The sequence below is a fragment of the Streptomyces sp. NBC_00193 genome (genome assembly GCF_026342735.1).
GTDB classification, from domain to species: domain Bacteria; phylum Actinomycetota; class Actinomycetes; order Streptomycetales; family Streptomycetaceae; genus Streptomyces; species Streptomyces stoeckheimensis.
The window spans coordinates 5,073,078-5,096,822 of record NZ_JAPEMM010000001.1; the positions used below are offsets into that span (position 1 = coordinate 5,073,078).

General features: G+C 68.2%; 19 protein-coding genes, 3 rRNA genes and 1 pseudogene. 17 read left to right on the top strand and 6 right to left on the bottom strand.

Features of this window, described 5'->3' with window-relative positions; all coding sequences use genetic code 11:
- Positions 1-72 precede the first annotated feature (72 nt).
- Positions 73-318, top strand: a complete 246-nt coding sequence (locus tag OG898_RS22625; RefSeq protein WP_250742336.1) for a chaplin — start codon at positions 73-75, stop codon at positions 316-318.
- A 564-nt stretch (positions 319-882) separates the two neighbouring features.
- Here the strand turns inward: OG898_RS22625 and OG898_RS22630 are convergent.
- On the bottom strand, positions 883-1,662 hold the full coding sequence (locus OG898_RS22630; protein WP_266958915.1) for a hypothetical protein: 780 nt from the start codon (positions 1,660-1,662) through the stop codon (positions 883-885).
- A gap of 144 nt (positions 1,663-1,806) precedes the next feature.
- Here OG898_RS22630 and OG898_RS22635 point away from each other — a divergent pair, with 144 nt between their 5' ends.
- From OG898_RS22635 to OG898_RS22650, 4 genes are all read left to right on the top strand, one after another.
- A complete protein-coding gene (locus OG898_RS22635) occupies positions 1,807-2,601 on the top strand; it encodes an ABC transporter ATP-binding protein (protein WP_250742216.1) in 795 nt (264 codons plus the stop codon).
- A gap of 65 nt (positions 2,602-2,666) precedes the next feature.
- Positions 2,667-3,098, top strand: a complete 432-nt coding sequence (locus tag OG898_RS22640; protein WP_266958917.1) for an NfeD family protein — start codon at positions 2,667-2,669, stop codon at positions 3,096-3,098.
- A 129-nt stretch (positions 3,099-3,227) separates the two neighbouring features.
- Positions 3,228-4,235 (top strand): SPFH domain-containing protein, encoded by a 1,008-nt coding sequence (locus OG898_RS22645; RefSeq protein WP_250742214.1) that lies wholly within the window; start codon positions 3,228-3,230, stop codon positions 4,233-4,235.
- A 90-nt stretch (positions 4,236-4,325) separates the two neighbouring features.
- Entirely contained in the window at positions 4,326-5,096 is a 771-nt protein-coding gene (locus OG898_RS22650) for a sulfite exporter TauE/SafE family protein (RefSeq protein ID WP_266958920.1), read from the top strand.
- A 79-nt stretch (positions 5,097-5,175) separates the two neighbouring features.
- Here OG898_RS22650 and OG898_RS22655 read toward each other — a convergent pair whose 3' ends face one another.
- From OG898_RS22655 to OG898_RS22665, 3 genes are all read right to left on the bottom strand, one after another.
- Positions 5,176-5,679: an HNH endonuclease gene (locus OG898_RS22655; RefSeq protein ID WP_250742212.1), complete on the bottom strand. Its 504-nt coding sequence runs from the start codon at positions 5,677-5,679 to the stop codon at positions 5,176-5,178.
- A gap of 162 nt (positions 5,680-5,841) precedes the next feature.
- A complete protein-coding gene (locus OG898_RS22660) occupies positions 5,842-6,375 on the bottom strand; it encodes a YbhB/YbcL family Raf kinase inhibitor-like protein (RefSeq protein WP_250742211.1) in 534 nt (177 codons plus the stop codon).
- An 85-nt stretch (positions 6,376-6,460) separates the two neighbouring features.
- Positions 6,461-7,243 (bottom strand): sporulation protein, encoded by a 783-nt coding sequence (locus OG898_RS22665; RefSeq protein WP_250742210.1) that lies wholly within the window; start codon positions 7,241-7,243, stop codon positions 6,461-6,463.
- A 143-nt stretch (positions 7,244-7,386) separates the two neighbouring features.
- Here OG898_RS22665 and OG898_RS22670 point away from each other — a divergent pair, with 143 nt between their 5' ends.
- The 6 genes and pseudogenes from OG898_RS22670 to OG898_RS22695 all read left to right on the top strand — a co-directional run bounded on the left by OG898_RS22670 (position 7,387) and on the right by OG898_RS22695 (position 16,464).
- Entirely contained in the window at positions 7,387-8,028 is a 642-nt protein-coding gene (locus tag OG898_RS22670; protein WP_250742209.1) for a DNA-3-methyladenine glycosylase, read from the top strand.
- Positions 8,029-8,566: 538 nt separating this feature from the next.
- Positions 8,567-10,091: ribosomal RNA gene (locus OG898_RS22675) — 16S ribosomal RNA — on the top strand.
- 283 nt (positions 10,092-10,374) lie between these two features.
- Positions 10,375-13,498 (top strand): 23S ribosomal RNA (locus tag OG898_RS22680).
- Between the two features lie 107 nt (positions 13,499-13,605).
- Positions 13,606-13,722: ribosomal RNA gene (rrf, locus tag OG898_RS22685) — 5S ribosomal RNA — on the top strand.
- The 16S, 23S and 5S rRNA genes sit together here, the layout of an rRNA operon.
- 180 nt (positions 13,723-13,902) lie before the next feature.
- A pseudogene (locus tag OG898_RS22690) lies at positions 13,903-15,195 on the top strand (hypothetical protein); the annotation flags it as partial.
- 420 nt (positions 15,196-15,615) lie between these two features.
- Entirely contained in the window at positions 15,616-16,464 is an 849-nt protein-coding gene (locus OG898_RS22695; RefSeq protein WP_250753442.1) for a tetratricopeptide repeat protein, read from the top strand.
- Between the two features lie 64 nt (positions 16,465-16,528).
- On the opposite strand, the gene OG898_RS22700 is transcribed toward OG898_RS22695, so the two are convergent.
- Positions 16,529-17,800: a DUF1015 family protein gene (locus OG898_RS22700; RefSeq protein ID WP_250753429.1), complete on the bottom strand. Its 1,272-nt coding sequence runs from the start codon at positions 17,798-17,800 to the stop codon at positions 16,529-16,531.
- Positions 17,801-17,912: 112 nt separating this feature from the next.
- Here OG898_RS22700 and OG898_RS22705 point away from each other — a divergent pair, with 112 nt between their 5' ends.
- The 5 genes from OG898_RS22705 (at position 17,913) to OG898_RS22725 (ending at position 23,034) form a co-directional block, all read left to right on the top strand.
- Positions 17,913-18,977 carry an HAD-IIA family hydrolase gene (locus tag OG898_RS22705; protein WP_266958924.1) on the top strand — a complete coding sequence of 355 codons (1,065 nt, stop codon included), beginning with the start codon at positions 17,913-17,915 and terminating at the stop codon, positions 18,975-18,977.
- 109 nt (positions 18,978-19,086) lie between these two features.
- Positions 19,087-20,133 (top strand): iron ABC transporter permease, encoded by a 1,047-nt coding sequence (locus OG898_RS22710; protein ID WP_250753424.1) that lies wholly within the window; start codon positions 19,087-19,089, stop codon positions 20,131-20,133.
- Complete coding sequence (locus OG898_RS22715; RefSeq protein WP_266958927.1) at positions 20,130-21,206, top strand: iron chelate uptake ABC transporter family permease subunit; 1,077 nt, start codon at positions 20,130-20,132, stop codon at positions 21,204-21,206. Before OG898_RS22710 ends, OG898_RS22715 begins: the two co-directional genes overlap by 4 nt.
- A complete protein-coding gene (locus tag OG898_RS22720) occupies positions 21,203-22,051 on the top strand; it encodes an ABC transporter ATP-binding protein (RefSeq protein ID WP_250753422.1) in 849 nt (282 codons plus the stop codon). Before OG898_RS22715 ends, OG898_RS22720 begins: the two co-directional genes overlap by 4 nt.
- Positions 22,052-22,131: 80 nt before the next feature.
- On the top strand, positions 22,132-23,034 hold the full coding sequence (locus OG898_RS22725) for a MerR family transcriptional regulator (protein WP_266958930.1): 903 nt from the start codon (positions 22,132-22,134) through the stop codon (positions 23,032-23,034).
- 31 nt (positions 23,035-23,065) lie between these two features.
- On the opposite strand, the gene OG898_RS22730 is transcribed toward OG898_RS22725, so the two are convergent.
- On the bottom strand, positions 23,066-23,413 hold the full coding sequence (locus OG898_RS22730) for an SCP2 sterol-binding domain-containing protein (protein WP_250753418.1): 348 nt from the start codon (positions 23,411-23,413) through the stop codon (positions 23,066-23,068).
- Between the two features lie 66 nt (positions 23,414-23,479).
- Here OG898_RS22730 and OG898_RS22735 point away from each other — a divergent pair, with 66 nt between their 5' ends.
- Positions 23,480-23,740 (top strand): hypothetical protein, encoded by a 261-nt coding sequence (locus OG898_RS22735; RefSeq protein ID WP_250753415.1) that lies wholly within the window; start codon positions 23,480-23,482, stop codon positions 23,738-23,740.
- Positions 23,741-23,745: the final 5 nt, after the last annotated feature.

Below are 23,745 nucleotides of genomic sequence, written 5' to 3' on the forward strand. Positions count from 1 at the left end.
GTTCGTCGGATGAGCGTTCTTCATGACGTGCCGCGGCGGCTGGTCGCGGCAGACGTACTGGAGGACGAGAACGTGAAGAACTTCAAGAAGGCCACCGCCGTCACCATGATCGCGGGCGGCCTCCTCGCCGCCGGCGCGGGTGTCTCGTCGGCGCACGGCGGTGCGTCGGCGGAGGGCGAGGCCCTGAACTCGCCCGGCGTGGCCGCGGGGAACCAGCTCCAGCTCCCCGTCCACGTCCCCGCGAACGTGGTGGGCAACTCGGTCAACGTGATCGGCCTTCTCAACGGCGCCTGGGGCAACACGGGCGTCAACAACTGACCCCGCACCCTTCTTGACGCAGCGCTCGCACTGCACCCCTTCTTGACGCGGTGCTCGCACTGCTCCCCTTCTTGACGCGGCGCTCGCACTGCTCCGCAGGCTTCGCCCCGCTGCGCCGGCCTCCGACCGGCGGCGCAGTCGGGTCCGCCTGGCCGCGGGGCCCAGGCCGCGGCCGGAAACTTCGGCCCCGCTTCCCCCCTCTCCCTGGGAAGCGGGGCCGATCCCTTTTCCGACGCGGCGCTAGCCCAGCTCCGCGGCCCGCCTATCTCGGTGCCCGCACTGCTCCGCAGGCTTCGCCCCGCTGCGCCGGCCTCGGGCCGTCGGGACGGTGCCGGGCCCGCGCAGCCTCAAGGGGCGCTCTCAGCCCCGCAGCCTCGGGCAGCTGGGCACGCTTGCCCCCGTAGGGGCGGGCGGCCTCCTGGCGCAGCCGGGGCAAAATCAGCCTCGCCGGCGTTTGAGGCGCGGGGGTCCGGGGCGGCGCCCCGGAAAGCCCGGCGCAGCCGGGGCCGCTCGCGCAACGGCGCCGCACCCGATCCCCGCACACCGCGGCCAGCGCCACCGCGGCTAGCGGAGCCTCTCCTCGACGGCCGAGTTGTACGCCGCGACCAGCGCCCGCCGGGCAACCCGCTCCACCGGCCGCAGCGCCTCCGCCCGGGCCGCCATCTCCGAGGCGGCCACCGCCGCCCCGTGCCCCCGCTCGGTCGCCAGCGACACCATCAGGTCCACCCGCTGCGCCAGCGAGAGGACCCTTACCGCCCGCGCCGGATACCCCGGCGCCAGCGCGTCCCGCCCGGCTTCCGTCCGCGCCCGGTACGCGGACAGCGCCGCCTCCGCGACCGGCCCGGATCCCGCCACGTCCAGCCGGGTCAGTACCACCGTGGCCTCGCGCAGCGCCTCCGCGAGTTCCCGCTCCGCCTCGCCGAGCGACGGCACGTCCGCCGGCGGGGCCTCCCGTACCGGCAGGCAGTGCCAGGTCACCGACACGTGCACATCACCCGCGGGCCCGGCCTCGTGCACCTCCGGGACCAGCCCGACCGCCGCACCCACCGCGACGACCGCCTCCTCCGCGTCCAGCGCCCTCGCGTTGAACTCCGGCGGCCCGCTCAGCCCCAGCGGATGTCCCGGCGCGGGCAGCGCGATCCGCAGCCCGGTCACGCCCAGCACCCGCAGCCGGCCCAGCGCCAGGGTGAGGCCCACCGGTCCGGATTCCCCGGGCAGCCCCTCCACCCGGTGCACGGCGTCCTCGCCCACGATCGACAACACGGCCTCGTCGGGCGAGACGAGACCGGCCAGCAGAGCGTTCCCCCAGGCGGCCAGCCGCCCTGAACGCGGTTCGAAAAGCATCCCCCTACTTTACGGACGACCCCCCGGACCCGGGCCCGGGCCCGGACCCCTCCCCGAGTGGCGTAGGTTTTCCCCTGGGGCTGCGCCCACCGACACGGGGCGGCGCACAGACGAACCGAGACTGCAAGGGGAGACAACACGCTCATGAGCGATGTTCTGGAGCTGGTGGACGTATCCGTGGTCCGCGAGGGCCGGGCTCTGGTGGACCAGGTCTCCTGGTCGGTCAAGGAGGGGGAGCGCTGGGTGATCCTCGGCCCCAACGGCGCCGGCAAGACCACGCTGCTGAACCTCGCCTCCAGCTACCTCTTCCCCACCAAGGGTTCCGCCACCATCCTCGGCAGCACCCTCGGCAAGGTCGACGTCTTCGAGCTGCGCCCCCGCATCGGCATGGCCGGCATCGCGATGGCCGACAAGCTGCCCAGGCGCCAGACCGTCCTGGAAACCGTCCTCACCGCCGCGTACGGGATGACGGCCACCTGGACGGAGGAGTACGAGGAGATCGACGAGCAGCGCGCCCGTGCCTTCCTCGACCGCCTCGGCATGACGCCCTACCTCGACCGGAAGTTCGGCACCCTCTCCGAGGGCGAGCGCAAGCGCACCCTGATCGCCCGTGCGCTGATGACCGACCCCGAGCTGCTGCTGCTCGACGAGCCCGCCGCCGGTCTCGACCTCGGCGGCCGCGAGGACCTCGTACGACGCCTCGGCCGGCTCGCCCGCGATCCGCTCGCCCCGTCGATGATCATGGTCACGCACCACGTCGAGGAGATCGCCCCCGGCTTCACGCACGTGCTGATGATCCGTCAGGGCAAGGTGGTCGCGGCCGGACCCATCGACCTCGAACTGACCTCCCGCAACCTCTCCCTCTGCTTCGGCCTGCCGCTCGTCGTCGAGCGCAACGACAGCGACCGCTGGACCGCCCAGGGCCTGCCCCTGCGGTAGTTCGCGCATCAGCCGGGCCTCCTGCACCCTGTCCGGACCGCGCCCACCCGACCTACCATGACCATGTGGACATCGACGCGTGGGTGTGGTGGCTCATAGGCGCGGTCGGACTGGGCATTCCCCTGGTCCTGACCGCGATGCCCGAGTTCGGCATGTTCGCCGCCGGAGCGGTGGCGGCCGCCGTCACGGCGGCCCTCGGCGGGGGAGTGGTCGCCCAAGTCCTGGTCTTCGTGGTCGTGTCGGTCGCGCTCCTCGCGGTCGTCCGCCCGATCGCCAACCGGCATCGCAATCAGAAACCCCAACACCGCAGCGGAATCGACGCGTTGAGGGGTCGGAGCGCCGTAGTCCTCGAACGCGTGGACGCGAGCGGCGGCGGCCGGATCAAGCTCGCCGGCGAGATCTGGTCGGCGCGCTCCCTGGATGCGGACATCACCTTCGAACCGGGTCAGTCCGTCGACGTCGTGGAGATCGACGGGGCGACCGCCGTCGTCATGTGACGGACCAGCACGTGAGCAACCCACCGTGTGCACGCCGCATGTGGGCAAGCAGCCGACCCGCGGCCCCGGGGTCTGCGAGACTCCGCTGAACGGGGCAGCACAGACAGCCGGAAGGGCACGGGGAACCGCATGCAACCGATCATCATCGTTCTGATCATTCTGGTGGTTCTGGTCTTCATCGCACTGGTCAAGACGATCCAGGTGATCCCGCAGGCCAGCGCCGCCATCGTCGAGCGATTCGGCCGCTACACCCGCACCCTCAATGCGGGCCTCAACATCGTCGTCCCGTTCATCGACTCGATCCGCAACCGGATCGACCTCCGCGAGCAGGTCGTCCCCTTCCCACCGCAGCCCGTCATCACCCAGGACAACCTGGTCGTCAACATCGACACGGTCATCTACTACCAGGTGACCGACGCCCGCGCCGCGACGTACGAGGTGGCCAGCTACATCCAGGCCATCGAGCAGCTCACCGTCACCACGCTCCGCAACATCATCGGCGGCATGGACCTGGAGCGGACCCTGACCTCCCGCGAGGAGATCAACGCGGCCCTGCGCGGAGTCCTCGACGAGGCCACCGGCAAGTGGGGCATCCGCGTCAACCGTGTCGAGCTCAAGGCCATCGAGCCGCCGACCTCCATCCAGGACTCGATGGAGAAGCAGATGCGCGCCGACCGCGACAAGCGCGCCGCGATCCTCCAGGCCGAGGGTGTCCGCCAGTCCGAGATCCTGCGCGCCGAGGGCGAGAAGCAGTCCTCCATCCTGCGCGCCGAAGGTGACGCCAAGGCCGCGGCCCTGCGCGCCGAGGGCGAGGCCCAGGCCATCCGTACGGTCTTCGAGTCCATCCACGCCGGCGACGCCGACCAGAAGCTGCTCGCCTACCAGTACCTCCAGATGCTCCCGAAGCTCGCCGAAGGCGATGCCAACAAGCTCTGGATCGTCCCGAGCGAGATCGGCGACGCCCTCAAGGGCCTCTCCGGAGCGATGGGCAACTTCGGCCCGATGGGCGCGGCCTCCGGCTTCAACCCGCAGCCCGCGGGCAGGGACGGTGCTAAGGACGGCGGCGCCGGCGGCGGGATCCCGGCCGCTCGCGACAAGGACGCCGCGGAACGCCGCGAACAGCCCCCCATCGACTGAGGGGGCCGTCCCCTCCGGCATGATCAGTGAGGCCCCTCGACCTTCACGGCGGGGAGGCGACTCACTCATGCAAAGGGGACGACCCCGCCCATGTCCATCTGGGAATCACTCGCGGTCTTCGCGGCCGGCATCGGCGCCGGCACCATCAACACCATCGTCGGTTCCGGCACCCTGATCACCTTCCCGGTGCTGCTGGCCACCGGCCTGCCGCCGGTCACGGCCAACGTCTCCAACACCCTGGGCCTCGTACCCGGTTCCATCAGCGGGGCCATCGGCTACCGCAAGGAGCTCCAGGGCCAGCGCGCCCGCATCATCCGGCTCGGCGCCGTCTCGCTCGTCGGCGGACTCGCCGGCGCGATCCTGCTCCTCACCCTGCCGTCGGACTCCTTCGACACGATCGTGCCCGTCCTGATCGGCCTGGCCCTCGTGCTCGTCGTCTTCCAGCCCCGGCTCGCCGCCGCCCTGCGCAGGCGCCAGGAAGCCGCGGGAGGAGACACCGGCCACCCCGACGGCGGCCCGCTGCTGCTGTCGGGCATGCTGCTCTCCAGCGCGTACGGGGGCTACTTCGGCGCCGCCCAGGGCGTGCTCTACCTCGGCCTGATGGGCCTGCTGCTCCGCGAGGACCTCCAGCGGATCAACGCGGTGAAGAACGTCGTCGCGGCGATGGTGAACGGCATCGCGGCCGTCTTCTTCCTCTTCGTCGCGGAGTTCGACTGGACGGCCGTCCTGCTCATCGCCGTCGGCTCCACCATCGGCGGCCAGCTCGGCGCCAAAGTCGGCCGCCGACTGCCGCCCACCGCTCTGCGCGCCGTCATCGTGACCGTCGGGATCATCGCGATCGTCCAGTTGCTGCTCCGCTGAGCGACGTAGAAAACGTACGTCGCCCAGCGCAGCCGTCTACTCGGCGGGACGAACCCGCGCTACGAGATCACCCGCAGCCCTACGCGGAACGCTCCAGCCACTCCGGCAGCGCATCCCGCCCGCCCACCCCCAGCGCGAGCAGCATGGCGTCGGCCGGCGAGGGAACGAAGGGCTTCCGGAGGAGCGGCATCCCCGCCTCCTCCGGAGTCCGGGCCGCCTTGCGGTGGTTGTCCTCGGAGCAGGAGGCCACCGTGTTCAGCCAGGTGTCCCCACCCCCCTGAGCCCGCGGAAGTACGTGGTCCACGGTCGTCGCGCGCTTCCCGCAGTAGGCGCACCGGTGTTGGTCCCGGATCAACACCCCCCTCCGTGACCAGGGAGCATGTCTCCGGAAGGGCACCCGGACGTACCTGCAGAGTCTGATCACCCGCGGCAACGGAAGCTCCATCGTGGCCGCGCGCACACGGAACTCGGGATGCGCCTGTTCGACCACGGCCTTGTCCTGGAGCACCAGGACCACGGCCCGGTTCATCGTCACTGTCGACAGCGGCTCGAAGCTCGCGTTCAGCACCAGCGTGTCCCGCATCTCGCCCACCTCCCGTGTGCAGGCCCGCGACCACCCTGGCGGCAAGGCCCGCAACCACTCTGGTCGCGCGCGCCACGCGGGACAACGCAATAAAAATGCCCGGTCCTGGCCGTCTTTAGACCAGGACCGGGCAAACGCTCGGAGAACCAAGGGCGGAAACGCTCAGCCCGCGGGAGCCTCGTACTCGCCGACGAGCTGCGCACGCCCCAGTGTGTGGAACCGCAGATTGAACCCGACGACGGCCGGCGACACGTCCGCACCGGGACCGAGCTTCTCCTGGTCCACCGCGTACACGGTGAACACGTAACGGTGCCGCTCGCCGGCCGGGGGAGCCGCCCCGCCGAAGTCCTGCGTGCCGTAGTCGTTGCGCACGTGCACGGCTCCGGCGGGCAGCCCCTCGAACTTCCCGCTGCCCGCCCCGGCCGGCAGCTCGGTGACCGAGACCGGCAGATCGAAGAGCACCCAGTGCCAGAACCCGCTGCCCGTCGGGGCATCCGGGTCGAAGCAGGTCACGGCGAAGCTCTTCGTCCCCTCCGGGAACCCCTCCCACCGCAGCTGCGGCGATACGTTCCCACCGGACAGCACCTGGGCGGACCCCAGATCGGCCCCGGGCTCCAGGTCCGCACTGCTCACGGTGAACGCGTGCACCGCCGGATGGAAATCGTGGGGGAGCGGCGCCCTGCTCTGCTCGGCCACTGCGGAACCTCCTGCTGGATCGAGTCGACGCTGACCGGTGCCGGCACCTGTACGGCACCGGCATCGGCACCGAGCCTAGAGCGGCTCAGAACCAGTTGCGCTGCGAACCCACCGACGAGATCCACTGGTTCAGGTAGGCCGCCCAGTCGGTGCCCTGGTAGGACTGCAGCCCCACCTGGAAGCAGCGGAAGGTGTCGCTGCCCTCGCTGAACAGGCCCGGCTTCTTGTCCATCTCCAGGACGACGTCCATCTCGCGCCCGTCGGAGACGAAGGTCAGCTCGACCTGGTTCAGCCCCCGGTACTGCGACGGCGGCAGGAACTCGATCTCCTGGTAGAAGGGCAGCGTCTGCCGCGTCCCCCGGATGTGCCCGCGCTCCATGTCCGCGCTGCGGAAGGTGAAGCCCAGCTGGGCGAAGGCGTCGAGGATCGCCTGCTGCGCCGGCACCGGGTGCACGTTGATCGCGTCGAGGTCGCCGGCGTCCACCGCGCGCGCGATCTCCAGCTCCGTGCTGACCCCGATGTTCATCCCGTGCAGCTGACGCCCCCCGAAGTGGGTGATCGGCGTCTCCCAGGGGATCTCCAGCCCGAACGGCACCACGTGCAGAGCGCCCGCCTGCACCTGGAAGGCACCACCGAGACGCTGCTTGGTGAAGACCACGTCCTGCTTGTACTCCTGGTCGTTGCCCTCCACCTCCACCCGCGCCTGGAGCCCGACGGACAGCCCCTCGATCTGCTGCTCCACGGATCCGCCCTGGATCCGGACCTCGCCCTGGACGATCCCGCCCGGCACGACGTTCGGCTCGGTGATGACGGTGTCGACCGAAGCACCACCGGCACCCAGGCTCGCGAACAGCTTCCTGAACCCCATGCTCTGACTCCCCTATACGACTACGACGTGCTCGAAAAAGTCCTGCTCGGCAAGACGCGCGCGACTCCGCGCGGTACTACCCCTACAAACGCGGAACCTTAGGCCCCGGTTGCAGGAGTACCCAGTCCACTACGCTCGACCGGATGAGCGCGCGCCCCGACCGTACGCCCCTGCCCCGGTCCTTCTTCGACCGCCCGGTCCTCACCGTGGCCCCGGACCTCCTCGGCCGCACCCTGGTCCGCCGCACCCCGGACGGACCCATGGAACTGCGCATCACGGAGGTGGAGGCGTACGAGGGAGAAGCCGACCCGGGCTCCCACGCCTACCGCGGCCGCACGGCGCGCAACGCGTCGATGTTCGGTCCACCCGGACACGCGTACGTCTACTTCATCTACGGCATGTGGTTCAGCCTCAACCTGGTCTGCGGCCCGCCGGACCACGCGAGCGGTGTCCTGCTCCGGGCGGGAGAGGTCACCGTGGGCGCGGAGCTGGCCCGCAAACGCCGGGTTTCAGCCAGAAACGACCGGGAACTGGCCAAAGGCCCGGCTCGCCTGGCCACCGCCCTGGCCGTGGACCGCTCCCTGGACGGCGCGGACCTCTGCAGCGGTACGGATTCCCCCTTGTCCCTGCTGACCGGCACCCCCGTGGCGCCGGACCTGCGGAGCCACGGCCCCCGCACGGGAGTGGGCGGCGCCGGCGCGGCCCACCCGTACCGCTACTGGATCACCGACGACCCCACAGTGAGCCCGTACCGAGCCCACGCGCCACGCCGCCGCTCAACTTGACTCGGCGCCGGCGGACGCCTAACGTAGCCCGAGCCGCTTGAACGGGGCACTGCTATCAGCAGACCCCCAGAACGGCCAACCCACTACCTACGACTTACCCCTGGCGGGGTCTTATTCGGCATGCCCGAATTCGATTCCGAACGGCCGATTATGAGCCACACGGGATAAGCGCTAATGTGGTGGAGCGCCGAAAGGCAAAGACCCCCAACGGTCACCGAATTCAAATCCAGAGTCGGAAACGACAACGGAAATGATCTGGTAGAGTTGGAAACGAAGGAAGCGCCCGGAGGGCCTGGAAACAGGAACAAAGGAAGCGTCCGTTCCTTGAGAACTCAACAGCGTGCCAAAAATCAACGCCAAAAAGTTGATACCCCGTCCATTTCGGTGGATGAGGTTCCTTTGAAAAAGACCTGTGAGGTCGCGGCTTCGGCCCTGACACTTGCAGGCAATTACACAGCGAGGACGCAGTGGACGGTCGGTCTTATTCCGACATGACTGTCCCGCTCTAAGTGCGTGTGCACCCGATTACGGGTAAACATTCATGGAGAGTTTGATCCTGGCTCAGGACGAACGCTGGCGGCGTGCTTAACACATGCAAGTCGAACGATGAAGCCCTTCGGGGTGGATTAGTGGCGAACGGGTGAGTAACACGTGGGCAATCTGCCCTTCACTCTGGGACAAGCCCTGGAAACGGGGTCTAATACCGGATAACACTCCTGCCTGCATGGGCGGGGGTTAAAAGCTCCGGCGGTGAAGGATGAGCCCGCGGCCTATCAGCTTGTTGGTGGGGTAATGGCCCACCAAGGCGACGACGGGTAGCCGGCCTGAGAGGGCGACCGGCCACACTGGGACTGAGACACGGCCCAGACTCCTACGGGAGGCAGCAGTGGGGAATATTGCACAATGGGCGAAAGCCTGATGCAGCGACGCCGCGTGAGGGATGACGGCCTTCGGGTTGTAAACCTCTTTCAGCAGGGAAGAAGCGAAAGTGACGGTACCTGCAGAAGAAGCGCCGGCTAACTACGTGCCAGCAGCCGCGGTAATACGTAGGGCGCAAGCGTTGTCCGGAATTATTGGGCGTAAAGAGCTCGTAGGCGGCTTGTCACGTCGGATGTGAAAGCCCGAGGCTTAACCTCGGGTCTGCATTCGATACGGGCTAGCTAGAGTGTGGTAGGGGAGATCGGAATTCCTGGTGTAGCGGTGAAATGCGCAGATATCAGGAGGAACACCGGTGGCGAAGGCGGATCTCTGGGCCATTACTGACGCTGAGGAGCGAAAGCGTGGGGAGCGAACAGGATTAGATACCCTGGTAGTCCACGCCGTAAACGTTGGGAACTAGGTGTTGGCGACATTCCACGTCGTCGGTGCCGCAGCTAACGCATTAAGTTCCCCGCCTGGGGAGTACGGCCGCAAGGCTAAAACTCAAAGGAATTGACGGGGGCCCGCACAAGCAGCGGAGCATGTGGCTTAATTCGACGCAACGCGAAGAACCTTACCAAGGCTTGACATATACCGGAAAGCATTAGAGATAGTGCCCCCCTTGTGGTCGGTATACAGGTGGTGCATGGCTGTCGTCAGCTCGTGTCGTGAGATGTTGGGTTAAGTCCCGCAACGAGCGCAACCCTTGTCCTGTGTTGCCAGCATGCCCTTCGGGGTGATGGGGACTCACAGGAGACCGCCGGGGTCAACTCGGAGGAAGGTGGGGACGACGTCAAGTCATCATGCCCCTTATGTCTTGGGCTGCACACGTGCTACAATGGCCGGTACAATGAGCTGCGATACCGTGAGGTGGAGCGAATCTCAAAAAGCCGGTCTCAGTTCGGATTGGGGTCTGCAACTCGACCCCATGAAGTCGGAGTTGCTAGTAATCGCAGATCAGCATTGCTGCGGTGAATACGTTCCCGGGCCTTGTACACACCGCCCGTCACGTCACGAAAGTCGGTAACACCCGAAGCCGGTGGCCCAACCCGTAAGGGAGGGAGCTGTCGAAGGTGGGACTGGCGATTGGGACGAAGTCGTAACAAGGTAGCCGTACCGGAAGGTGCGGCTGGATCACCTCCTTTCTAAGGAGCACAGTACCGATTGCAGACAAACGTTCTGCACGGTCAGCTCAGGGTGGAACGTTGATTAGTTGGCACGGTTTCCAAAACCTTCTGTGAGTACTGCTTCGGCGTGGAAAACGGTTTGAGTGGCGGGGATCGTGCTTGGCACGTTGTTGGGTATCTGAGGGTACGGCCGTAAGGCTTTATCTTCGCGATGCCGGCCCCAGTGAACTTCGTCTCCGGATGAGGGTGATGGGTGACTGGTCGTTGCTTGAGAACTACACAGTGGACGCGAGCATCTGTAGGCCAAGTTTTTAAGGGCGCACGGTGGATGCCTTGGCACCAGGAACCGATGAAGGACGTGAGAGGCCGCGATAGGCCCCGGGGAGCTGCCAACTGAGCTTTGATCCGGGGGTGTCCGAATGGGGAAACCCGGCAGTCGTCATGGGCTGTCACCCATGCCTGAACACATAGGGCATGTGGAGGGAACGCGGGGAAGTGAAACATCTCAGTACCCGCAGGAAGAGAAAACAACCGTGATTCCGGGAGTAGTGGCGAGCGAAACCGGATGAGGCCAAACCGTATGCGTGTGATACCCGGCAGGGGTTGCGCATGCGGGGTTGTGGGAATTCTTTTGATCGGTCTGCCGGCCGGTCGGCGAGTCAGAAACCGTTGATGTAGTCGAAGGACATGCGAAAGGTCCGGCGTAGAGGGTAAGACCCCCGTAGACGAAACATCAGCGGCTTGCTTAAGAATCTCCCAAGTAGCACGGGGCCCGAGAAATCCCGTGTGAATCTGGCGGGACCACCCGCTAAGCCTAAATATTCCCTGGTGACCGATAGCGGATAGTACCGTGAGGGAATGGTGAAAAGTACCGCGGGAGCGGAGTGAAATAGTACCTGAAACCGTGTGCCTACAAGCCGTGGGAGCGTCGCTGTATGTGCTTGCACATACAGTCGTGACTGCGTGCCTTTTGAAGAATGAGCCTGCGAGTTAGCGGTGTGTAGCGAGGTTAACCCGTGTGGGGAAGCCGTAGCGAAAGCGAGTCCGAATAGGGCGATTGAGTTGCACGCTCTAGACCCGAAGCGGAGTGATCTAGCCATGGGCAGGTTGAAGCGGAGGTAAGACTTCGTGGAGGACCGAACCCACCAGGGTTGAAAACCTGGGGGATGACCTGTGGTTAGGGGTGAAAGGCCAATCAAACTCCGTGATAGCTGGTTCTCCCCGAAATGCATTTAGGTGCAGCGTCACGTGTTTCTTGCCGGAGGTAGAGCACTGGATAGGCGATGGGCCCTACCGGGTTACTGACCTTAGCCAAACTCCGAATGCCGGTAAGTGAGAGCGTGGCAGTGAGACTGTGGGGGATAAGCTCCATGGTCGAGAGGGAAACAGCCCAGAGCATCGACTAAGGCCCCTAAGCGTACGCTAAGTGGGAAAGGATGTGGAGTCGCAGAGACAACCAGGAGGTTGGCTTAGAAGCAGCCACCCTTGAAAGAGTGCGTAATAGCTCACTGGTCAAGTGATTCCGCGCCGACAATGTAGCGGGGCTCAAGCGTACCGCCGAAGTCGTGTCATTGCAGCAATAGGGCCAACGCCCGCTGTGATGGGTAGGGGAGCGTCGTGTGCCGGGTGAAGCAGCAGCGGAAGCTAGTTGTGGACGGTTCACGAGTGAGAATGCAGGCATGAGTAGCGATACACACGTGAGAAACGTGTGCGCCGATTGACTAAGGGTTCCTGGGTCAAGCTGATCTGCCCAGGGTAAGTCGGGACCTAAGGCGAGGCCGACAGGCGTAGTCGATGGACAACCGGTTGATATTCCGGTACCCGCTTTGAAACGCCCAATATCGAATCAGGCGATGCTAAGCCCGTGAAGCCGTTCCGGACCCTTCGGGGAAAGGAAAGTGGTGGAGCCGGCGAACCAGACTTGTAGTAGGTAAGCGATGGGGTGACGCAGGAAGGTAGTCCAGCCCGGGCGGTGGTAGTCCCGGGGTAAGGGTGTAGGCCGAGGGGTAGGCAAATCCGTCCCTCATATAAGGCTGAGACCTGATGCCGAGCCGATTGTGGTGAAGTGGATGATCCTATGCTGTCGAGAAAAGCCTCTAGCGAGTTTCATGGCGGCCCGTACCCTAAACCGACTCAGGTGGTCAGGTAGAGAATACCGAGGCGTTCGGGTGAACTATGGTTAAGGAACTCGGCAAAATGCCCCCGTAACTTCGGGAGAAGGGGGGCCATCACTGGTGATCGGATTTACTCCGTGAGCTGGGGGTGGCCGCAGAGACCAGCGAGAAGCGACTGTTTACTAAAAACACAGGTCCGTGCGAAGCCGTAAGGCGATGTATACGGACTGACGCCTGCCCGGTGCTGGAACGTTAAGGGGACCGGTTAGTCACATTTCGGTGTGGCGAAGCTGAGAACTTAAGCGCCAGTAAACGGCGGTGGTAACTATAACCATCCTAAGGTAGCGAAATTCCTTGTCGGGTAAGTTCCGACCTGCACGAATGGCGTAACGACTTCTCGACTGTCTCAACCATAGGCCCGGTGAAATTGCACTACGAGTAAAGATGCTCGTTTCGCGCAGCAGGACGGAAAGACCCCGGGACCTTTACTATAGTTTGATATTGGTGTTCGGTTCGGCTTGTGTAGGATAGGTGGGAGACTTTGAAGCGGCCACGCCAGTGGTTGTGGAGTCGTCGTTGAAATACCACTCTGGTCGTGCTGGATGTCTAACCTCGGTCCGTGATCCGGATCAGGGACAGTGTCTGATGGGTAGTTTAACTGGGGCGGTTGCCTCCCAAAAAGTAACGGAGGCGCCCAAAGGTTCCCTCAGCCTGGTTGGCAATCAGGTGTTGAGTGTAAGTGCACAAGGGAGCTTGACTGTGAGACCGACGGGTCGAGCAGGGACGAAAGTCGGGACTAGTGATCCGGCGGTGGCTTGTGGAAGCGCCGTCGCTCAACGGATAAAAGGTACCCCGGGGATAACAGGCTGATCTTCCCCAAGAGTCCATATCGACGGGATGGTTTGGCACCTCGATGTCGGCTCGTCGCATCCTGGGGCTGGAGTCGGTCCCAAGGGTTGGGCTGTTCGCCCATTAAAGCGGTACGCGAGCTGGGTTTAGAACGTCGTGAGACAGTTCGGTCCCTATCCGCTGTGCGCGTAGGAATATTGAGAAGGGCTGTCCCTAGTACGAGAGGACCGGGACGGACGAACCTCTGGTGTGCCAGTTGTCCTGCCAAGGGCATGGCTGGTTGGCTACGTTCGGGAGGGATAACCGCTGAAAGCATCTAAGCGGGAAGCCTGCTTCAAGATGAGTATTCCCACCTCCTTGAGAGGGTAAGGCTCCCAGTAGACGACTGGGTTGATAGGCCAGATGTGGAAGCCCGGTAACGGGTGGAGCTGACTGGTACTAATAGGCCGAGGGCTTGTCCTCAGTTGCTCGCGTCCACTGTGTTAGTTCTGAAGCAACGAACTGTTGCTGGTTTCTAGAGCTAGAACATAACTACAAAGTGTGCTTGTTCGCTCGAAACCGATTAGGGTTTCGGTGGTCATAGCGTTAGGGAAACGCCCGGTTACATTCCGAACCCGGAAGCTAAGCCTTTCAGCGCCGATGGTACTGCAGGGGGGACCCTGTGGGAGAGTAGGACACCGCCGAACAATTTTTCAAAGGACCCCTGGTCCAGCGTTCAACGCTGGAGCAGGGGTCTTTTTTGTTTTCCAGAGCTTTTCGCCGAAGCGCGGCCATGGGTTGGTTGCGCGAGAATGACTAGCGGTACCCCGAAGACAGGAGTCACACCCATGTCCAACTCTCCCGACGATCGTCCGGAGCGCGAGCCTCGGCGCAACGACGGCGGTGACAGGGGCGGCTACCGCGGGGGCCGTGACGACCGTGGCGGCGAGCGTCCGCCGTTCCGTCGCGATGACCGTCCCACCGGTGGTGGCGACCGTCCCTCCGGCGGTGGCTTCCGCCGTGACGACCGTGGCGGCCGTCCGGCCGGCGGCGGTGACCGTCCGTCGTACCCGCGTCGCGATGACCGCCCCTCCGGTGGTGACCGCCCCTCTGGTGGCGGCTTCCGCCGTGACGACCGTGGCGGCCGTCCGGCCGGCGGTGGCGACCGTCCGTCGTACCCGCGTCGCGATGACCGTGGTGGCGACCGTCCCGCAGGTGGTGGCTTCCGCCGCGATGACCGTGGTGACCGTCCCACCGGTGGTGGCTTCCGTGGGAACGACCGAGGCGACCGCCCGTCGTACCCGCGTCGTGACGACCGTCCCTCCGGTGGCGACCGTCCGTCCTTCCCCCGTCGTGATGACGACCGCGGTGGGTTCCGTGGCGGCCGTGACGACCGCGGCGGCGACCGTCCCTCCTACCCGCGTCGTGACGACCGCCCCTCTGGTGGCGACCGTCCCGCAGGTGGCGGCTTCCGCCGTGACGACCGTGGTGACCGTCCCACCGGTGGTGGCTTCCGCGGCAACGACCGCGGTGACCGTCCCTCGTACCCGCGTCGTGACGACCGTCCCTCCGGTGGCGACCGCCCGTCCTTCCCCCGTCGTGATGACGACCGCGGTGGGTTCCGTGGCGGCCGTGACGACCGCGGCGGCGACCGTCCCTCCTACCCGCGTCGCGATGACCGTGGTGGGGACCGTCCCTCGGGTGGTGGCTTCCGCCGCGATGACCGTGGTGACCGTCCCACCGGTGGTGGCTTCCGCGGCAACGACCGCGGTGACCGTCCCTCGTACCCGCGTCGTGACGACCGTCCCTCCGGTGGCGACCGTCCCGCAGGTGGCGGCTTCCGCCGTGACGACCGTGGTGACCGTCCCACCGGTGGCGGCTTTCGTGGGAACGACCGCGGCGACCGTCCCTCGTACCCCCGTCGTGACGACCGCCCCTCCGGCGGCGACCGTCCGTCTTTCCCCCGTCGTGACGACCGTCCCTCCGGTGGTGGCTTCCGCGGCAACGACCGTGGTGACCGTCCCGCCGGTGGCGGTTTCCGTGGGAACGACCGGGGCGACCGTCCCTCGTACCCCCGTCGTGATGACGACCGCGGTGGGTTCCGTGGTGGGCGTGACGACCGCGGCGGCGACCGTCCGTCGTACCCGCGTCGTGACGACCGTCCCTCCGGTGGCGACCGTCCCGCAGGTGGCGGCTTCCGCCGCGATGACCGTGGTGACCGTCCCACCGGTGGTGGCTTCCGCGGCAACGACCGCGGTGACCGTCCCTCGTACCCGCGTCGCGACGACCGCCCCTCCGGCGGCGACCGCCCGTCCTACCCGCGTCGTGACGATGACCGCGGTGGGTTCCGTGGCGGCCGTGACGACCGCGGTGGCGACCGTCCCTCCTACCCGCGTCGCGATGACCGGGGTGGCGACCGCGGTGGGTTCCGCGGTCGTGACGACCGGGGTGGCGACCGTGACTTCCGTGCGGACCGGGACCCGGTCAAGCGGCTTCCGATCGACGACGACGTCACCGGTTTCGAGATCGACTCCGACGTTCGCCAGGAGCTGCTGAGCCTGCCCAAGGGGCTGGCCGAGGAAGTCTCCAAGAACCTGGTCATGGTGGCCCGGCTGATCGACGAGGACCCGGAGCAGGCGTACGCGTACTCGCGCATCGCCCTGCGTCTGGCCTCCCGTGTCGCCGCCGTGCGCGAGGCCGCCGGCTTCGCCGCGTACGCCAACCAGAAGTACGCCGAGGCGATCGCGGAGTTCCGCGCCGCCAAGCGGATGACCGGTTCGGTCGAGCTGTGGCCCGTCATCGCCGACTGCGAGCGCGGCCTCGGTCGTCCGGAGCGGGCGCTGGCCATGGCCGGCGAGCCCGAGGTGCAGAAGCTGGACAAGGCCGGACAGGTCGAGATGCGACTGGTCGCGGCCGGCGCCCGCCGGGACATGGACCAGCTCGACGCGGCCATCGTCACCCTGCAGAGCCCGGAGCTGGCCTCCAACTCCGTGCAGCCGTGGACCGCGCGTCTGCGGTACGCCTACGCCGACGCCCTGCTGGCGGCCGGTCGTGAGGACGAGGCGCGCGAGTGGTTCGCCAAGACCCTCGAGGCCGACAAGGACGGGGCCACGGACGCTTCCGACCGTCTCGCCGAGCTGGACGGTGTCGAGTTCGTCGACGCCTCCGCCGACGACGTCGAGGACGACTCGGACCTCGAGGTCGAGGAAGAGTTCGACGACGAGGTCGACGAAGAGGACGAGGACGAGGACGACGACGACCCGGAGGTCGCGGCGGCCGAGCGTGCCTCGGACCAGGCCGAGTACTACGACGAGGACGACGACGAGTACGAAGGTGACGTCGATGCCGACGTCGACGTCACCGACGAGATCGTCGTTCTCGACGAGGACGAGGACGACGACCGTCAGGACGACGGGCGTCGTGACGCCGGAGTCCGCGACGACGGCTGAGTGAACTGAGAAGGGCGGTACCCCCGATGGGGGTACCGCCCTTTTTTCGTTGGTACGGGGTCCGTCAGTCCACGCTGCGCAGGACCAGGCCGGTGGCCGGCTTGGGGCCGAAGGAGGTGGACTTGCGGGGCATCGTCACGCCCTGGCGGGCCAGTTCCCGTACGACCGACTCGCGCACGGGGTGCAGCAGGACGGCGGTGCCCCCGAGGCGCTCCGCCATCTCGACGGTGGCCTCGGTGTCGTGGATGTACGAGATCTGGTCGGGGGTGTCGGGGACGGCCCACAGCGTGTCCAGCAGGGTCGCGTGGAGCACCGTGGCGTCCAGCCGGCGCCAGGCCTCGGGGCGGTCGCCGCGGACCGTGCTCTCGATCAGGGCCGGCTCGGGATCGGTGACCAGGTGGAAGCTGCCGTCGCCGGTGAGCAGGAAGGCGTTGCCGAGCTCCGCGGCCTCGGCCAGGGCCGCCATGGCCTCCGGCAGCGGGCCGTCGACGGTGCGGACCCGGAAGCGGCCGTCGAGGGCGGCCAGGGCGTCGGCGGGGGGCAGGCGCCGGAGCAGCCGGTGGATCGCGCGGACCTGGAGCGGGTAGCGGACGGTGTCGACGAGGAGGACCAGGCCGAAGTCCCAGGGGGTGGGGGAGCCGTGCTCCTCCTGGAGGCGCAGGTACGTCGCCCAGCGGTGGTGGCCGTCGGCGATGAGGGCCTGGCGGTCGCCCAGGTCGGTGGTGATCGCAGCGAGGTCGGCGGGGTCCGTGATGGCCCACAGCCGGTGCTGGAACCCGTCCTCGGTGGTCGTCGAGAACAGCGGCGTGGAGCGGGCCGTGCGCTCGACGACCGCGGCCGCGCCCGCCGCCGGATCCTCGCCGAGGTAGGTCAGGAGGAGGGGCTCGAGATTGGCCGAGGTGGCGCGCATCAGGCCGGCGCGGTCGGTGACCACGTGCGGCATGACGTCCTCGTGGGGGAGGACGATCCCGGCTTCGGCGGCGGAGAGGGCGAGGGCCCCGATGACCCCGCGCTGGAGGAGCTCGCCCCGGCGCTGCTCGTAGACGTAGAGCGCGGGCACCGGATCGGCGCTGAGGATGCCCTCCGCGAGCCAGTCGCGCAGCGTGTGCGCCGCCTGCTCGTTGCGGGCGGCGGGGGTGTCGGCCTGCGGGAGGATCAGGCGGACGATGTTGTGGGGGTCGGCGGACTCCAGGTGGTTGAGTCCGTCGGGGCGCACGACCACGTCGTACGGCGGCGAGGTCACGGCGGCCAAGCTGCCGACGCGCTCGGGGACATAGCGCAGGCCATGGAAAGGGATCAGGCGCAGTCCATGGTCCGCGGTGCCAGATGTGGTCATTGGTGAATCGTAAGACGCGTCTCGCCATGCGGGATGATCGGGGGAGTACGGAAACCGGACAAGATCGATCTCCCCCAGATACCGCTGGGAGGGGCCCGAAGGAGCAGCCACGATGACCCGGCAGAGCAGGACCCTTCCCGCGGGCAGTGAGCGGAGTCTGCACCAGGCGTACGACACGGCCCTGCTGGACCTCGACGGGGTGGTGTACGCGGGCGGCGAGGCCATCGCGCACGCCGTGGACTCGCTCGCCGCGGCGCGGGCCGACGGGATGCACCTGGCGTACGTGACGAACAACGCGCTGCGCACCCCGGACGCGGTTGCCGAGCACCTGAGCGAGCTGGGGATCCCGACGGAGGCCGGCGAGGTGATCACCTCCGCGCAGGCGGTGGCCCGTCTCATCGCCGAGCAGGTGGAGCCCGGGTCGAAGGTGCTGGTGATCGGCGGTGAGGGGCTGCGGGTCGCGCTGCGCGAACGCGGGCTGGCGCCGGTGGACTCCGCCGAGGAGGAGGGGCTCGCCGCGGTGGTCCAGGGGTACGGAGGGCCCGACCTGCAGTGGTCGCGGTTCGCCGAGGCCTCGTACGCGATCAACCGCGGGGTGCCGTGGTACGCCTCCAACACCGATCTGACGATTCCCGGGGCGCGGGGGATCGCGCCGGGCAACGGGGCCGCCGTGGAGGTCGTACGGATCGCCACGGGCGCCGAGCCGCAGGTGGCGGGCAAGCCGCTGCCGCCCATGCACCGCGAGACCGTGCTGCGGACCGGGGCGAAGCGTCCACTGGTGGTCGGCGACCGGCTGGACACCGACATCGAGGGCGCCTTCAACGGGGACGTGGACTCGCTGCTGGTGCTGACCGGGGTGACGGACGGGGCGCAGCTGCTGCGGGCCGAGCCGAAGTACCGGCCGACGTACGTGGACCGGGACCTGCGCGGGCTGCTGACCGGGCAGCCGGAGGTGGTTGCGGCGGCCGGGGGCGGGTTCCGCTGCGGGAGCTGGACCGCGGTGGCGCTGGACGGGGTACTGGAGCTGCGCGGGGAGGAAGGCGGACCGGAGGGTGCCGACGGTGCCGACGGTGCGATGGACGGGCTGCGGGCGCTGTGTGCGGCGGCCTGGACCCAGGCGGGGGACGGCTCGTGCGGGCTGGACGCGGGGAAGGCGCTGGCCAGGCTGGGGCTTTAGGGCCCCGCTGCAGGGCCCCGCTGTAGGGCCTGCTGTAGGGACTTAGGTCCTGGTCGGAGGGCTGTTCGGGGGAGCTGGGCGGGGTGGAGGGTAGGCTAACCTAACTTCCGTGTTGGTCGAGAGTCCCCCCGAACCGAGCGCGGCGCAGCCCGCCGCCACCCGCTCGCGCCACGGTGCGCGAACCGCCGGTCTGCTCGCCGCCTTCGGCGTGCTCGCGCTGGTCGTGGTGGCGAGCATCGCCGTCGGCGCCAAGCAGATGCCCCTCCACGAGGTCTGGCACGGCCTGTTCCACTACTCCGGGACGGCCTCCGACGTCGTCGTACGGGACCTGCGGGTCCCGCGGACCCTCCTCGGCGTGCTCGTCGGCCTCGGCCTCGGTCTGTCCGGCGCCGTGATGCAGGCCCTGACCCGCAACCCGCTGGCGGAGCCGGGCATCCTCGGTGTCAACGCGGGGGCCGCGGCCGCCGTCGTATCGGCCATCAGCTTCTTCGGGGCGTCCTCGCTCAGCGAGTTCGTGTGGTGGGCCTTCCTCGGCGCCGCCGTCGTCTCCGTGGTCGTCTACGTGCTCGGCGGCAGCCGCAGCGCCACGCCCGTGCGCCTGGCGCTCGCCGGTACGGCGGCCACCGCCGCCCTCGTCGGATACATCAACGCCGTGCAGCTGATGGACAGCAAGGCGCTGGACAAGCTCCGCTTCTGGACCGTGGGCTCGCTGGCCTCGGCGAACATGGACACCGTCCGGCAGGTGGCGCCCTTCCTGGTGGTCGGCGCCGTCCTCGCGCTCTGCCTGGGCCGGCCGCTCAACGCCATGGCCATGGGCGACGACACCGCGCGGGCGCTCGGCGCGCACCTGACGCGGACCCGGACCGGCGCGATGATCGCCATCACCCTGCTGTGCGGGGCCGCGACCGCGGCCTGCGGGCCGATCGTGTTCGTCGGCCTGATGATCCCGCACCTCGTACGGTTCTTCACCGGCCCGGACATGCGCTGGGTGCTCGCGTACTCGGCGGTGCTCTCGCCCGTCCTGCTGCTCGGCGCCGACGTCATCGGCCGGGTCGTCACCCGGCCCGCCGAACTCCAGGTCGGCATCGTCACCGCGCTGATCGGCGGTCCCGTCTTCATCTACCTCGTCCGGCGCAAGAGGATGGCCCAGCTGTGACAGTGACCGACGCACCCCGCCCGGCGCGCGGGGGCCGGACCGGGCCCCGGCCCGTGCGCCTGCCCGGCGGGATCTCGCTGCGCGTGGAGCGGCGCGCGCTGGGCGTCGGGGCGCTGCTCCTGGTGCTCGTGCTGGCGACGGCCGTCCTGCTCATCGGCACCGGCGACTTCGACATCGCCCCCTGGGACGTCGTACAGACCCTGCTGGGCAACGGCACGCCCGCGCACGAGTTCATCGTCAACGACCTGCGGCTGCCGCGGGTCCTGGTCGGCGTCCTGGTGGGCGCGGCCCTCGGCATGGCCGGCGCCGTCTTCCAGTCCGTCTCGCGCAACCCGCTCGGCTCGCCGGACGTGCTGGGCTTCGGCTACGGATCGTCCGTCGGCGCGCTGCTGGTCATCGTGCTGTTCCACGGCGGCGCCGGAGAGGTCGCCGCCGGGGCCCTGGTGGGCGGGCTGGCGGCCGGAATCGCCGTGTACCTCCTCGCGTACAAGCGCGGCATCCACGGCTACCGGCTGGTCCTCGTCGGCATCGGCACGTCCGCGATGCTGACCGCCGTCATCCAGTACCTGCTGACGAAGGCGCAGCTCGTCGAGGCCACCCGCGCGATGGTCTGGCTGACCGGCTCGCTCGCCGGCCGGGACTGGGCGCAGGTCTGGCCGCTGCTCGCGACGTGCGCGGTGCTGTTCCCGCTGGTCCTCGGCCAGAGCCGGGCCCTGCGGATGATCGAGATGGGCGACGACGCGGCGTACGCCGTCGGGGTGCGGGTGGAGCGGACCCGGCTGCTGCTGATGGTGGCGGCGATCCTGCTCACCACCGCGGCCAGCGCCGCGGCCGGGCCGATCAGCTTCGTCGCGCTGGCCGCGCCGCAGCTCGCCCGCCGGCTGACCCGCTCGCCCGGGGCGAGCCTGCTGACGGGCGCGCTGATGGGCGCACTCCTGCTGCTGGTGTCCGACTGGGCCTCACAGCGGGCCTTCGGCGCCGACCAGTTGCCGGTGGGGGTGGTGACGGGGCTGGTCGGCGGCTGCTACCTGCTCTGGCTGCTCGTCACCGAGCGCAGGGCGGGCCGCATATGAGCAACCGGAGCGGTATGAGCAACCAGAGGAGCAGGCAAGTGCAGCGGCTGACCGCGGAGAACGTGACCCTCGGCTACGACCAGCGGGTCATCGCCGAGAACCTGTCGGTGGAGATACCCGACCACTCCTTCACGGTGATCGTCGGCCCCAACGCCTGCGGCAAGTCCACCCTGCTGCGTGCCCTGTCGCGGATGCTGAAGCCCTCGCAGGGACGGGTGCTTCTGGACGGTCAGGCCATCGGGTCGATGCCGGCGAAGAAGGTGGCCAAGACGCTCGGTCTGCTGCCGCAGTCCTCGATCGCCCCGGACGGGATCACCGTGTCGGACCTGGTGTCGCGCGGCCGCTATCCGCACCAGGGGCTGCTGCGGCAGTGGTCGGCGGACGACGAGCGCATCGTGAACGAGTCGATGGCCTCCACGGGGGTCGCCGAGCTCGCGGACCGGGCGGTGGACGAGCTGTCGGGCGGTCAGCGCCAGCGGGTGTGGATCGCGATGGCACTGGCGCAGCAGACGCCGCTGCTGCTGCTGGACGAGCCGACGACCTACCTGGACATCCAGCACCAGATCGAGGTGCTGAACCTCTGCGCGGAGCTCCACGAGGAGCAGGGGCGGACGCTGGTCGCCGTACTGCACGATCTGAACCACGCGGCCCGCTACGCCACCCACCTGATCGCGATGCGGGACGGGAAGGTCGTGGCGGAGGGGCCGCCGGCCGAGGTGGTCACGGCGGAGCTGGTGGAGCGGGTGTTCGGGCTGAGGTGCCAGGTCATCGCGGACCCGGAGACGGGGACGCCGCTGGTGATTCCCGCGGCGCGGGTCGCCCGCGCGGTGGCTCGCGCCGAATAGACGGGAGCGGTTTGCTCCTTCCGTAGCGTCATGTGGTCCGGTGGAGCTGTTCCCGTTCGCTCGAGAGAGGTTCTCCGCCGATGCCCATGTCCTTCTTCGTGTCGCGGCAGGTCAAGATCGGCGATGTGGCGGCCCTGGTGGGTACGACGCCGCGGGCGATCCGGCACTACCACGACATGGGCCTGATCCCCGAGCCCGTACGAGGGGGCGACGACCGCCGCCGCTACGGCTTCCAGGACGTGGTCCGCCTGCTGTGGATCCGGAAGATGGCCGATGCCGGAATCGCCCTCGACTCCATCCGCGACGCCTTCACCGCCGCCCCGCCCACGGCCGGGAAGGGCGAGGGCGACGGGGCCGATGCCGAGGACGGCATCAAGGTCACCCTGGCGCGACTGGAAGAAGCGCTCGCCGCACAGGAGGCGGAACTGGCCCGCCAGCGGGCCTGCGTGCAGCGCATGCGGGCCGAGGGCAGCCGGCTGGGACTGCTCTCCGAGATGGTCGCCGGCCGCCTCAGGAACCTCCCCGCCGGCTCCCTGCGCCAGGCGGACCTGGACACCCTGCTCGTCACCGAGCGGATCTTCGGCCCGCTCGGCGCGGCCGTCCAAGCCTCCCGGTTCATCGCACTGGCCACCCACCCCGAGCTGCGGGACGAGTCCGACCGCGTGGACGCCGCCGAGGAAGCCCTCGACGACACCGTGGCCGTCGACGACCCGCGCGTGGCCGAGGTTGCCGCCCGCCGGCACGCCTTCGAGAAGAACCTGATGGCAGTGATCGACGCATCGGCGATCGCCGAGGAGGAAGCAGCCCTCCTCGACACCTCGGAGCCCCCTCACCCCGGGGAAGCAGGGGAAGCACCGGAGCCGGACACCACCGGGGCCGGAGGCATGAGCGCCTTCGAGGCGGTCACCAAGCTGCCCCACGACCTCTCCCCGGCCCGGCTGCGCTGCGCCGAACTGGCCCAGGAACTCGCTGCCCGGGACTGACCGCCATCTCCTCGAGCCCGGCGCGGAACGTCTAGAGCAGGCTCTTGAGGCGGAGGAGGTCGCGGAAGCCCGCCTCCAGACGGATCCGGCCCGAGGCCCAGGCCTTCGGGAACTTCAGGTCGCCGGCGACCAGGGAGACCAGGTCGTCACCGGTCATCGCGAGCCGGATCTCGGCCTTGGCGGACGGCGGGCCGGGGGCCACCGCGTCCACGCGGATCCGGCCTCCGTCGAGGCGGCCCGTGAAGGTCCGGTCCAGGTCGGTGATGTGGCAGCTCAGCGAGCGGTCGAGCGCGGTCGCACCGCGCACGTCGCCTTCGGCCCGCGCCAGGTTGTCGGAGAGTTGGTCGAGTGCCGCACGGCACTCCTCGATCGTAGCCATCGTGATCCCGACCGTACCGCAGAGCCGCGCGCCGTCGCGGGCGCCCTACGCGGTAGCGTCGGGGGCATGAACGAAGAAGTGCCCGCCGGGGCCCAGGAACCGGACGAAGCCCCGGCCGGGCCCGCCGGGCCGGTCGCGCTGGGCCTCGTACGCACCCCCACCGGGCACGCCGGGGCGGACGCCGCGCTGGAGCGGCTGGCGGACGTGGACCACCTCCCGGCGGACGGACACGTCGAGGTGTACGAGGATGTGCACAGGGAGCTGCGCTCCGCGCTGACCGCGCTGGACGCGACCGAAGGCCCCCGTCCGCACGAAAACAGGAGCTGAACCGA